Annotated in this window: 10 protein-coding genes; 2 read left to right on the plus strand and 8 right to left on the minus strand. The window is 67.3% G+C overall.

What is annotated here, in order from left to right; translation table 11 throughout:
• Positions 1–55: 55 nt before the first annotated feature.
• From zomB to glf, 5 genes are read right to left on the minus strand one after another with little or no spacing between them, the layout of a single operon-like run.
• Entirely contained in the window at positions 56–2,131 is a 2,076-nt protein-coding gene (gene zomB, locus AAHH99_RS02930; protein WP_418767315.1) for a flagellar motor control protein ZomB, read from the minus strand.
• Entirely contained in the window at positions 2,109–3,023 is a 915-nt protein-coding gene (locus tag AAHH99_RS02935; RefSeq protein ID WP_418767316.1) for a decaprenyl-phosphate phosphoribosyltransferase, read from the minus strand. Before AAHH99_RS02935 ends, zomB begins: the two co-directional genes overlap by 23 nt.
• A gap of 38 nt (positions 3,024–3,061) precedes the next feature.
• Complete coding sequence (locus AAHH99_RS02940; RefSeq protein WP_418767317.1) at positions 3,062–3,634, minus strand: phosphatase PAP2 family protein; 573 nt, start codon at positions 3,632–3,634, stop codon at positions 3,062–3,064.
• A complete protein-coding gene (locus AAHH99_RS02945) occupies positions 3,627–5,564 on the minus strand; it encodes a glycosyltransferase (protein WP_418767318.1) in 1,938 nt (645 codons plus the stop codon). The genes AAHH99_RS02940 and AAHH99_RS02945 overlap by 8 nt, the downstream gene beginning before the upstream one ends.
• On the minus strand, positions 5,561–6,799 hold the full coding sequence (gene glf, locus AAHH99_RS02950) for a UDP-galactopyranose mutase (protein ID WP_418767319.1): 1,239 nt from the start codon (positions 6,797–6,799) through the stop codon (positions 5,561–5,563). The genes AAHH99_RS02945 and glf overlap by 4 nt, the downstream gene beginning before the upstream one ends.
• A gap of 233 nt (positions 6,800–7,032) precedes the next feature.
• On the opposite strand from glf, the gene AAHH99_RS02955 reads away from it, so the two are divergent.
• Together AAHH99_RS02955 and AAHH99_RS02960 are read left to right on the plus strand one after the other, a co-directional pair.
• The gene (locus AAHH99_RS02955) at positions 7,033–7,932 is read left to right on the plus strand and encodes a hypothetical protein (RefSeq protein ID WP_064394884.1); all 900 of its coding nucleotides are present in this window, start codon (positions 7,033–7,035) and stop codon (positions 7,930–7,932) included.
• Between the two features lie 132 nt (positions 7,933–8,064).
• A complete protein-coding gene (locus AAHH99_RS02960) occupies positions 8,065–9,684 on the plus strand; it encodes an N-acetylmuramoyl-L-alanine amidase (protein WP_418767320.1) in 1,620 nt (539 codons plus the stop codon).
• Positions 9,685–9,687: 3 nt separating this feature from the next.
• Here the strand turns inward: AAHH99_RS02960 and AAHH99_RS02965 are convergent, their stop codons facing one another.
• From AAHH99_RS02965 to AAHH99_RS02975, 3 genes are read right to left on the minus strand one after another with little or no spacing between them, the layout of a single operon-like run.
• The gene (locus AAHH99_RS02965; protein ID WP_418767321.1) at positions 9,688–10,503 is read right to left on the minus strand and encodes an HAD family hydrolase; all 816 of its coding nucleotides are present in this window, start codon (positions 10,501–10,503) and stop codon (positions 9,688–9,690) included.
• A gap of 43 nt (positions 10,504–10,546) precedes the next feature.
• Positions 10,547–11,308: a lysophospholipid acyltransferase family protein gene (locus AAHH99_RS02970; RefSeq protein WP_418767322.1), complete on the minus strand. Its 762-nt coding sequence runs from the start codon at positions 11,306–11,308 to the stop codon at positions 10,547–10,549.
• Between the two features lie 5 nt (positions 11,309–11,313).
• Positions 11,314–12,090 (minus strand): lysophospholipid acyltransferase family protein, encoded by a 777-nt coding sequence (locus tag AAHH99_RS02975; protein ID WP_418767323.1) that lies wholly within the window; start codon positions 12,088–12,090, stop codon positions 11,314–11,316.
• Between the last annotated feature and the right edge of the window lie 79 nt (positions 12,091–12,169).

Raw genomic sequence — 12,169 nt, forward strand, 5'->3', positions numbered from 1 at the left:
GGGCGCCGCGAAAGAGCAGTTCGCGTCTGTCTATCGGCCCGGAGGGGTCGCGGCGTTACGGACCCGTGGCGGGCATGCCCGTGTACGGCTCGGATGCCGGTTCCGGAACGGGCAGCCCACAGCGCTCGAGCTCATAGAGGGGCACACGGTCGATTCGGTACTGGGTGAACTGGTAAGCGTGCACGAGATTGGACAGGAACCGACGCGGGCTCATCGGGCCGCGCACCGAGTTCAGCATCGCGTCTGTCTCCGGACACTTTAGTGCCGCCTCGGCCTGTCTGACCCAGTCTTCGTCGATGTAACCCGGAATGAACGGCGGCTCTTTGAGGAACGGCCCCTCCGCGATCGCCCAGTCGGCGAAAAGGTTCTTGTCGTGGCCGATTCGGCCATCCTTGAGGCGCTCGGTGTGTGCGGCCAATGTATTGGCGAGCCCGATCTGGTCGATGACCCGAACGTCGAGTCCGACGTTCATGCCCAGCATGCCGAGGTTGGTGAAGAAGACCGTGTGCGGGCCCTGGTAGTCCTCCGGCGCGTCCGGTGGCGGCGGCAGCGCGGGTACCACGTCCCACTGGTCGTAATTGCCCGACGGCAGCAGCAGGGCACCGTCGGGTGTGTTCTCCAACGCCTCGAGCACCGCGCGCATCCGCGGATAATCGAGGTAGTCAGCGGCGGTCAGCGGGTGCGCATGGCCCGTGGCCTGGGAGTAGAACCGCCGCTCGTCGACGATGCCGGAGTACGTGACGCGGGTGGCGTCCCGGCCCATTCCCGGCGAATTGGCCGCCCACAGCGCCCATCCGGCGACCGCCAGCCACAGCACGGTGGTGGCGCCGACGAACAGATAGCCCGCGCCGCGCGCCATCCTGGTTTCGTCGGGGAGTACGACGGGGATCACCGCGACCGGCGCCAGCATGACGAACAGCGGGGTCAGAAGCACCCTGCCGTGCATGAAGTCCCCACCCTGACGGATCCAGTAGATCGCCTGCAGCAGACCGCTGACGAGGAAGAAGATCACCACGGCGGCGGGGCTCTGCACCATCCGCGCCAGGCGTCCGGAGCCCGAGGCCATCGCGGCGCGGTTCGGCCGGGGACGTCCGCGGATCAACCACACGACCCCCGCGAGCCCGGCGAGCAGGATCGCCGGCGCCCACAGCAGGTAGGGCTGGTTGAAGTTCGCCAGATAGACGAAGCCCTGCGACCATTTCGCTCCGCTGGCGTCCTTCGCCACCGCGGTATTGGGGACCACCAGGCCGTAGTAGCCCATCCGGAAGATCTGATAGGCCACCGGAAGCAGGCCTCCCGCGAGGATGATCACCGCGCGGCGGCGCCAGTCGCGCGCCGCGATCAGCATCATGACGAGAGCCAACCCGCCGATCAGGGCGAGCTCGGGCCGAACCAGCACGCTCAGGCCAGCAACGAAGGCCAGTGCGATGTCGAAGGTTCCGCCTGCCGGGGGTGGCGCCTGGGCTCCGAGGGGTTGTCTGCGGATTGTCGGTGCGCCTCCGCGGAGGACAGGGGCACCAGTCGTCCGGTGGCCGCGCAGCTGCTGGGACCAGCACACCATCATCCACCACAGCAGGCCCAGATACGCCAGCACCAAACCGTTTTCGAGACCCGAGGTGGCGAAGTCGCGCGCGGGCGGAAGCGCGACGTAGACCAGCACGCCCGCAGGCAGCATCAGCGCACGCCGGCCTTGCAGGCTCGGCGCATACAACCGGCCGGTGCCCAGCATCACGAGCGCCACACCCAACAGGCTGAGCACCAGCGCCAGCACGAGCACCACGTACTCCAGCCGAACGGAGCCACCCACCAGCGCGCCGAGGTAGACCAGGTAGGTCCACACGGTCGAGGTGTTGGCCTCGACGCGCTCACCGGCGTTGAACACCGGCCCGTTGCCTGCCAACAGGTTTCGCACGGTGCGCAGCACGATCAGACCGTCGTCGGCTATCCAGCGCCGCTGCCATGCGCCCCAGCCGAACAGCACCACGACCACCAGCACGCTGATCCACAGGCTGATCCGGACCGTGTTGTCGTAGCGGAACGCGGGCCAGCGGGCGAGGCTGCGTTCGATCTCACCGACCCACCCGCCCGGCACCGGTCGGCGGAGGGTCTCAGCTGAGGAAGACGGCGGCACCGATGGTCCCGATCCACGCCAGCAACAACAGCTGCAGTACCCGGTCTTTAAGCGCGATCTCCTCGGGCTCCCCGGCCAATCCGCCGTCGACGTCGACCGCGTACCGAAGGATTGCGATGGTGATCGGAATGATCGTGACCGCATACCACGACGCGGTGGTGCCGTCACGTTCGAAGGCCCACAGGCCGTAGCAGAGCACCATCGCCGTGGCCGACAACGTCCACACGAAGCGCAGATACGACGCCGTGTAGCTCTCCAATGACTTGCGGATCTTGGCGCCCGTGCGTTCGGCGAGCTGTAGTTCGGCATACCGCTTGCCGGCCACCATGAACAGCGAACCGAACGTCATCACGAGCAGGAACCATTGCGACAGCGGGATGCCCGCCGCGGCGCCGCCGGCGATGGCGCGGATCAGGTACGCCGACGACACGATGCAGATGTCGAGCACCGCTTGGTGTTTGAGGCCGAAGCAGTACGCCAACTGCATCCCGATGTAGACCGCGATGACCACCGTCAGGTTGGTCGAGGCGAGCACCGAGACTCCTAGCGCAGCGACCGCCAACACCACAGCTGCGGTGTAGGCCAACCATTCCGGGACCACACCGGCAGCGATCGGCCGGAACCGCTTCGTGGGATGCTGACGATCGGCTTCCACGTCGCGGGCGTCGTTGACCAGATAGATCGACGAGGCGGCCAACGAGAACGTCACGAACGCGATCAGGATGTTGATCGCGACGCTGCCGTAGTCGTATTGGACGTCGCCTCCGAGGGAGGCGATCGGAGCGGCCAGCACGAGCAGGTTCTTCACCCACTGTCGCGGCCGGATCGCTTTGATCAGACCCGTCGCGGCGTTGCGCGGCGGGCCCTTCTGCGGTGCCGGTTGTCCACTCATTGGCCGTACGCTCTCTGCGCTGCTGTCACTGGAGATGCTCATGCGTTCCCTTCGGCGCGGTCGGCCACCGTGCCGACGGCCTTCGCGACGACAGCCCCGACCGCGACGCCGGTGAGGACGTCGCTGGGGTAATGCACGCCGAGCACCAACCGCGACAACGCCATCGGCGGCACCAGCAGCGCAGGCAGCGGCAACCCGGTGACCCTGGCCATCAGCACCGACGCCGCCGTGGTCGACGTCGCGTGCGCGGACGGGAAGCTCAGCCGGCTCGGCGTGCCGACATTGACCGAGATCGCGGGATGGTGCGGCCGTTCCCGGCGGACCACCCTCTTGATCAGCACCGCTGCGGCGTGTGCGGCGAACGCACCTGCGCCCACGGCCAGCCAGTCCCGCCGACGGTCGGCCTGAAAGAGCGCCCCCAGCAGGGCGATTGCCAACCAGCCGAGGCTGTGCTCGCCGAAATGTGACAACGCGCGCGCTGCCGGAAGGACCGCGGGGCGGTCACCGAGCGCCGCCTGCACCGCGACCAGAGCGGCCTCCTCGCCGCGCTGGCCCCGCGGGCGAAGAGCTGCGTCCCCGACCGCAGGGCTCAGGAGGGAGCTCTCATCCATGCGCAGACGACTCCAAAAGGACCGTCTCCCACTTCTGCTTGCTCGTCAGAGTCGGCAACGCCTCGCGGTAGACCTTGCGCATCCGGTTGAACTTGCGTGCGAGGCGCGCCTGGCGCTTGAGCGATTCGCGCAGCAGCTCGAACATCTTCTCGCGGTCGCGCTGCCGGTACACGACACCGCGGCCGTCGGCGGTCGTCACGGTGACGCCGTCCACCCGGCACAGCGAGAACCACCGGGCGTCCTGGGTGGCGACGTTGATCTGGGGCCGCCGATGGTGTTCGGGGTCGTGCGGCCGCAGCTGGTGAATCACGCCGCGCGACAACCGCGTCGAGATGGCCACCGCGTTGGTGGGGATCCGCACCTTCCTGCGCCAGCGCTTGTCCGACGGCGTCGGCAGCTCGGCCGCGCTCGGCAGCACCACTGCGTCCGGGTACTGCTGGCGCATCTTGCGCACCTCGGGCAGCGCCGACTCCAGGATCGAGAACAGGTGCTCGGGCCCGGCCAGGAAATCGTCCATCGCCTTGTTCTGAATCGCGACGGTCGAATACTCAAGGCACAGAAGGTGTTTGAGTGTCGCCTTCAGATGGCTGGCGATCAGGCCGCTGACGTTGCCGTCCCAGTGCAGCGCGGCGACGACCAACCGGTTGCGCAAGTGGAAGTACGCCTGCCAGTCGATCGCGTCGTCTTTGTCGCTCCACGCCATGTGCCAGATCGCGGCACCGGGAAGCGTGACGGTCGGATAGCCGTGCTCACCGGCGCGCAGGCCGTAGTCGGCGTCGTCCCACTTGATGAACAGCGGCAACGGCTGGCCGAGATCCTCGGCGACCTGACGCGGGATCATGCACATCCACCAGCCGTTGTAGTCGACGTCGATGCGGCGGTGCAACAACCTGCTACGTGCTGAATCCTCGTCCGCCAGAGCGTGCTTGGCGAAGTTGTGGTCGTACTCGGTGTTGACGGCGTTGGTCCACATGAAGTTCTCGGAGTCGACCATCTCCCCCATGACGTGCAAGTGCGAGGGCTCCTGCAGGTTGAGCATCTGGCCGCCGACCAGTGTCGGCGTCTTCGCGAACCGGTTCATCGCCAACGCCCGCAGGATCGAGTCGGGCTCGACGCGGATATCGTCGTCCATGAACAGGATCTGTTCGCAGTCGGTGTTCTTCAGCGCCTCGTACATCACCCGGCTGTAGCCGCCGGAGCCCCCGAGGTTCGGCTGATTGTGAATGGTCAACCGGTTCCCGAGGGCGGCCGCCGCCTCGCCGAAGTTCGGATGGTCCTTGGCTTTGTTGTTTCCCTGATCGGAGACGATGACGGCGCCGATCACCTCGTCCACCAACGGATCCGACGTCAGCGCCGCCAACGCGTTGACGCAGTCCGCGGGACGGTTGAAGGTCGGGATGCCGACGGCGATGTTGGCCCGGCTCGGTGCAGGCACCGGCGCGTACCAACCGGCGTGGTGGAGAGTCGAGGCTGCATCGGTGGCGATGTCGAACCAGATCCAGCCACCGTCCTCGAACGGGCCCAGCTCGACCTCGAACTCGATATGGGCGGGTTCACCGTCGCGCTCGCTGACGATCGGGGCGCCACCGACGGTGATCCGCGCGCCGGTGGCCTTCGACCGGTAGACGTCGACGCGCGCGCTGCCGGTCAACTCGACCCGCAACACCACCGACTGCAGGATCGACCAACGGCGCCAGTAGCTGGCCGGGAACGCGTTGAAGTAGGTCGCGAACGACACCTGCGATTCGGTGCCGATCTCGAGTTCGGTGCGCGCCGGCGCGTGCGCGCGCTTGGCGTTGGTTTCCGCTTCCTCGATGTAGAGCTTTCGGACGTCATGGGGTTCGCCTGGACGCGGCAGAATCACGCGGGCCAGGAGGCTGACCGCCTTCGATTCCGCGGATTCCAGTGCGCCGGAGGGAATCTCGCTCATGCGCTACTGCTTTCTGGGCCTGGTTCGGTCAGTGGCGCACCGTCACCTAGGTGCGGTGCGAGTGTGTTGTCGTACATGCTCAACGCGCTGGCGATGGCCATGTGCATGTCCAGGTACTGGTAGGTCCCCAGCCTGCCCCCGAACAACACCTTGGCAGAGGCGGTTTCGGCCTTCGCTCGGGCCCGGTAAGCGGCCAGCAACGCGCGGTCGGCTTCGGTGTTGATCGGATAGTAGGGCTCGTCGTCGTTGTCGGCGAACCGGGAGAACTCGCGCATGATGACCGTCTTGTCGGTCGGATACGTGCGCTCGGGGTGGAAGTGCCGGAACTCGTGGATCCGGGTGTAGGGCACATCGAGGTCGTTGTAGTTCATCACCGGTGTGCCCTGGAAGTCCCCGGTGTCGAGCACCTCCATCTCGAAGTCGAGGGTGCGCCACCCCAGCCGTCCCTCGACATAGTCGAAGTACCGGTCGAGCGGACCGGTGTATACGACCGGCGCACCGGGGTTCTCGGCGCGCAGTTGGTCGCGGACGTCGAACCAGTCCGTGTCCAGCCGGACTTCGATGCGGTCGTCGGCGGCCATGTTCTCCAACCACTTGGTGTAGCCGTCGGCCGGCAGCCCCTCGTAGGTGTCGTTGAAGTAGCGGTTGTCGAACGTGTAGCGCACCGGAAGCCGGGTGATGTTGGCCGCAGGCAGATCCTTGGGATCGGTCTGCCACTGCTTGGCCGTATAGCCCTTGACGAACGCCTCGTAGAGCGGGCGCCCGATCAGCGAGATGGCCTTCTCCTCGAGGTTCTGCGCGTCCTCGGTCTTGATCTCGGCAGCCTGCTCCCTGATCAGTTGTCGCGCCTCATCGGGGGTGAAGTACTTGCCGAAGAACTGCGACACCAGCCCCAGCCCCATCGGGAACTGATAGGCCTGCCCGCCGTGCATGGCGTACACCCGGTGCTGGTATCCGGTGAACTCGGTGAACTGCCGCACGTAGTCCCAGACTCGCTTATTGGAGGTGTGGAACAGGTGCGCGCCGTACTTGTGCACCTCGATACCGGTCTGCGGCTCGGCCTCGGAGTAGGCGTTACCGCCGATGTGCGGGCGGCGCTCGATGACCAGCACCCGCTTGTCCAGTTGGGTTGCCACACGCTCGGCAATCGTCAGGCCGAAGAATCCGGAGCCGACGACAAAGAGGTCAAAACGGGCTCCGGAGAGCGGAGCGACCGGAGAAACAGGCGTGGTCATCGGCAGCAAGGGTATCCGAACGCGAGCGCACTGCCCGAATCCGACAGGAGCCGAATATTGCGATCGGCTCACGATTACATATCGTCACTTTCGCCTCAGAAGTCACACCAGTACCGTCGATCACGTCGGTTCCGACTACCGACAGTGCACGACCTGGGCTGTTCACCTGAATCGCCTAGCCGAACCACAAAGCGACCACTAATTGTCGTAGCCCATGTATTGAGGAGACTTCCGTGCCGAACCGACGTCGACGCAGGCTGTCGACAGCCACGAGCGCAGTCCTGGCCCTGGCAGTCGCGAGTCCCGCTGCAGTAGTCGCCGTGACCGAGCTGACGGAGGCCACCAAGCCGGCCCCCCAGCACCGCGAATTCGTCCAGGCGGCGACGATCACGGATCTTCCGAACGAGTTGATGTCCGCCCTGACCCAGGGCCTCTCGCAGTTCGGCATCAACCTTCCGCCGATGCCGACCGGCATCCTGACCGGAACGGGCTCGAGCTCGCCCACCACGCTGACGTCTCCGGGCCTGACCACGCCGGCGCTCACCACGCCCGAGCTGACGTCGCCCAGTCTGACCGCGCCCGGGCTCAGCACACCCGGCCTGACGGCTCCGAGCCTGACGGCCCCGAGCGCGACGGTTCCCGGCGTGACCGCGACCGCGCCCTCACTGACCGATCCGGCCTTGACCAACCCCGCGCTGACCAGCCCGGCGCTGACCAGTCCGACCGGTGACGCCGGCCTGACCACGCCGGGGCTGACCACGCCGGGACTCTCGACGCCGCCGGCGCTGACCGACCCTGCCCTGGGCGCCACGCCGATCTCGTCGGCCACCGGGCTGCCCGCCCCGAGCGAGGTGCCGATCGCGGCACCGATCGGGCTGGACCCGGCCGCAGGCACCTATCCGATCCTCGGTGACCCCTCGCTGGCGACGATGCCCGCGGCGACCGGCACCTCGGGGAGCGGCGGCATCATCGGCGAGTTGTCCAGCATGGCCGATCAACTCGGTGCGGGGCAGGCGATCGACCTGCTCAAGGGCATGGTGATGCCGGCGATCATGTCGGCGGCCAAGCCGCCCGGCGCGCCGGCGGTGCCCCCGGTCCCGGCTCCCGTGCCGGCACCCGCACCCGGCGCCTGAGACCTGTCACCAGACGGCACCGCAGAAGCCGCTTCGGCTCTGCGGTGCCGGTGCCGGTTTGGCGTTCGATTAGTTCTGCTTCGAACCGTGTCGCACCACTAGCATCACCTGGCACATACGTAACATCAGTCCGTGCTGACTCGCCGTCCCACGCCGTCACTGCTGTTCACCGCGCTTGCGGCGACGGTTGTGATGTTGCCGATGGCGTTGTTCGGACTGCCCGGTGACGGTGACGACGACGCGATCGCCGAGGCCCCGCAGCTGGCGCAGCGACCGCTGACGGGGCTGGGCGGCGGGGAGACGATCCGCGAGATCCACCAGGACACGCCGTTCTCATTGGTGGCGTTGACCGCTCAGGACTTCACCGGCACCACCGCACGGGTGCGCGCCAGGAAGGCCGACGGCACCTGGGGGCCCTGGTACGACGCCGAACCCCTCGAAGGTGTCGGCCCGGACACTCCGTCGGCGGGACCGGCAGGCACCGAACCCGTATTCGTGGGCCGCACCACCACGGTGCAGATAGCGGTCACCCGTCCGCCCGACTCAGCTGAGATCCCGGAAGCGGCGCCCGCGTCGGCCCCGGAACTGGGCTACATCCCGGCGAACACGCAACATTCCTTCGGGCAGAACCTCAACGCGGTGCTGATCAGCCCGCCGGAGGCGCCGCCGGTCGACACGCTGCCTCCGCCGTCGGCGGTGAACGCGCCCGGAGTGCCGCCCAACATCATCAACCGCGCGCAGTGGGGCGCCGACGAATCCATGCGATGCGGAGACCCCCGGTTGGACTCCGGAGTTCGGGCGGGGGTGGTGCACCACACCGCAGGCAGCAACGAGTACACCCCGCAGGACTCGGCAGGCATCATCCGATCGATTTACGAATACCACACCCGCACACTGGGCTGGTGCGACATCGCCTACAACGCACTGGTCGACAAGTTCGGACAGGTCTTCGAGGGGCGCGCGGGCGGCATCACCAGACCCGTCGAGGGGGCGCACACCGGAGGCTTCAACCACGACACCTGGGGTGTCGCGATGATGGGCAACTTCGAAGTGGTTCCGCCGACGCCGATTCAGCTGCGCACCACGGCCCGGCTGCTGGGATGGCGGCTCGGCCTCGACCACGTCGATCCCCGCGGCGCCGTGGTGCTGGCGTCAGGCGGGGGGTCGTTCTCGAAGTTCCCGACTGGGGCGACACCGCGGCTGCCCGCGATCTTCACCCACCGCGACGTCGGCGCAACGGAGTGCCCCGGTAACGCGGCGTACGCGCTGATGGACCACATCCGCGACATCGCCGCGCGCTTCAACCAACCGCCGGGGCCCGACGACCTGGCCGAATCACTGCGCGGGGGCGCGATATTCGCGAAATGGGAAGCCATGGGCGCGATGAAGAGCCCCCTGGGCAGGCCGACGTCATTGGAGGCCTCGGGTCAGGATGGCGCCCGCTATGTCACGTTCGAACGCGGCGCGATCTACTGGTCACCGGTGAGCGGCGCCGAACCGATCACCGGTGAGATCTACAAAGCTTGGGGGACACTGGGTTTTGAACGCGGTGCGCTCGGACTGCCCACCAGCGGCGAGATCCAGGAGCCGCTTTGGATCGTGCAGAACTTCCAGCACGGCACACTGAACTTCGACCGCGAGAAGGGCACGGTGACACGCGTTTTCGACGGTATCCCGGTGGAACTGCCGAAGCCGGACTTCGACACCCCGCCCGTGCAACTCGAGCGATTCACCCCGCCGATCAGCACCTGAGGCCTACGCCCACCACCGCTCCAGCACACGCGCGACGCCGTCGTCGTTGTTGGTCGAGGTGACCTCGTCGGCCGCCGCCAGGGCGGCCGGATGGGCGTGGCCCATGGCGACCCCCAGACCGGCCCATTGCAGCATCGGCACGTCGTTGGGCATGTCGCCGAATGTGACGATCTCATCGGCGGTGATGCCCAGCGGTTCGGCCACCTCGGCGACGCCGGTGGCCTTGCTGATGCCGACCGGCATGATCTCGATCAGGCCGTTGTTGGTCGAGTATGTGATATCGGCAACGTGCCCAACGTGATCGGAGAGCGTGGCGGCCATGTCCGAGCTGCGCGCGCCCGCCTTTCGGACGAGCAGTTTGACCGCAGGCGCGCTGAGCAGGTCCTCGAACGACACCTCGGTGTTGTCCGGATTGAGCCATGCGTGTTCGTACCCGGGCGAGCTGACGAATTGCGGGGTCGCGGCGTCGTGGGCGCTGTTGCCGACCCGCTCGACGGCCAGGCCCGCCCCCGGGATCACTCGGGTGGCGATGTCGGCGAGCTCACCGAGCTCGTCGGTGGTCAACGTGCGCGCGGACACGATGCGGTCGGTGGCCGGGTCGTAGAGCACAGCACCGTTGGCGCACACCGCCATCGGGGCGAAACCCAACGCGTCGACGACCGGTTGCACCCACCGCGGCGGCCGCCCCGTGGCGATCAGGAACTCGGTGCCCGACTCCACCGCCGCGGTGACCGCGGCCCTAGTGCGCGCCGAGACCTTCTCGTCGTCGTCGAGCAGCGTCCCGTCGACGTCGGAGGCGATCAGCAAGGGCCGGGTCATAGCGGGGACCGCCGCGGGAATCCGCGTTCGCCGGTGTCCGGGCTCACCGGTGACTCTTGGCTTCGCGCAGGGCACGCTTGCGGGCACGCTCGGCCAGTTCGGCCTCGTCGAGAGCCTTCGCCTCGTCCAGGGTGGGTGCAGAGCCGCCGAGTCGGCGCGGCACCCAGTACGCCCCTTCCGGATGCGGATAGTCGCGCTGCGCCTCGTGCAACATTTCGGTCATCGCCGAACGCAATTCCTGCAACGTCTGCTCCATCGTCTCGCTGGCCCGAAGGGGGTTACCCACCTGCACCGTGATCGGAATCCTGTTGCGGCGCAGACGGCGGGGATGGTCCTTGGTCCATAGCCGCTGCGCACCCCAGACGATGAGCGGAACGAGCGGCACATCGGCGTCGCGGGCCATCCGGGCCGCGCCGGTCTTGAAGTCCTTGAGCTCGAAGCTTCGGCTGATGGTGGCCTCCGGATAGACGCCGACGAGCTCACCGGCGCGCAGGCGTTCCACCGCGATGGCGTAGGCGCCCGCACCGGCGCGGCGATCCACCGGAATCGTGCCGGTGCGGCGGATCAGAAAGTTCACCACCTTCACGTCCTGCATCTCTTCTTTGATCATGAACCGCAGGCGCCGCTTGCGGTAGTGCACCGCCAGTGCGGCGGGCAACCAGTCGACGTAGCTCGTGTGGTTGATCGCGATCACCGCACCGCCGCTGGCGGGGATGTTCTCCAAACCCCGGTAGCTGATCTTGTAGCCATTGATCCTGACCGCCGCCTTGACCAGAACCTCGAGCGTGTAGAAGACCGGCTCCATGTCGGCTACCCGGTTGCTCCGCTGGGGTCCGGACGCTGGGCACGCCTGGCGGCCTTCTCGGCGGCCTCCTCCGCGTCCATCAGGTCGGCCTCGGCGAGCGTCGGCGCGGCCCCACCCAACCGGTGCGGCACCCAGAACTCGCCGGCGGGGTGCGGGCCGTAGCCGTCTTGGACCTGTTCGAGCAGGTGCTGCATCCGGGAGTGCAGCAGGGCCGTGAGGTCCGCCGCGGGCAACGTCGGCTCGATCGGTTCGCCGACGGCCACGGTGATCGGCACCTTGGGGCGCCACATCTTCTTCGGATGACCCTTGGTCCAGATCCGCTGCGCACCCCACACGATGTGCGGAACGATCGGCACGCCAGCCGCGATCGCCATGCGCGCGGCGCCGGACTTGAACTGCTTGATCTCGAAGCTGCGGCTGATCGTGGCCTCCGGATAGACGCCGACGAACTCGCCTTCCTTGAGCCTCTGACAGGCCTGCTCGAACGAGACGGCCCCGCTCTCGCGGTCCACCTCGATGTGGCGCAGACTGCGCATGACCGGGCCCGAGATCTTGTGGTCGAAGACCTCTTTCTTCGCCATGAACCGCACCTTGCGCCCCATGCCCTGCCGGTAGGCGGGCAGCCCCGCGAAGGTGAAGTCGAAGTAGCTCGTGTGGTTGATGGCGATCACCGCGCCGCCGGTTCTCGGCAGGTTCTCCACACCGGTGACGGTGAATTTGAGTCCCTGCACGCGCCAGATCAGCCGCGCCAGCTGAATGACGGTGCCGTATACGGGTTCCACATCAGGCAGCCTAGTCGCGTGACCACACGACCTTCGAGGTCGGCGGTGCCGAGTTCGTCGAGGTTCGCCGATGCCTGCG

Source organism: Mycobacterium neumannii (assembly GCF_048452905.1).
GTDB lineage: Bacteria > Actinomycetota > Actinomycetes > Mycobacteriales > Mycobacteriaceae > Mycobacterium > Mycobacterium neumannii_B.

What these genes read in the sequence shown, in the direction of transcription:
- AAHH99_RS02935 (WP_418767316.1), bottom strand. Translation starts at nt 3,023, where the DNA reads ATGAGTGGACAACCGGCACCGCAGAAGGGCCCGCCGCGCAACGCCGCG.
- AAHH99_RS02940 (WP_418767317.1), bottom strand. Translation starts at nt 3,634, where the DNA reads ATGGATGAGAGCTCCCTCCTGAGCCCTGCGGTCGGGGACGCAGCTCTT.
- AAHH99_RS02945 (WP_418767318.1), bottom strand. Translation starts at nt 5,564, where the DNA reads ATGAGCGAGATTCCCTCCGGCGCACTGGAATCCGCGGAATCGAAGGCG.
- glf (WP_418767319.1), bottom strand. Translation starts at nt 6,799, where the DNA reads ATGACCACGCCTGTTTCTCCGGTCGCTCCGCTCTCCGGAGCCCGTTTT.
- AAHH99_RS02965 (WP_418767321.1), bottom strand. Translation starts at nt 10,503, where the DNA reads ATGACCCGGCCCTTGCTGATCGCCTCCGACGTCGACGGGACGCTGCTC.
- AAHH99_RS02970 (WP_418767322.1), bottom strand. Translation starts at nt 11,308, where the DNA reads ATGGAGCCGGTCTTCTACACGCTCGAGGTTCTGGTCAAGGCGGCGGTC.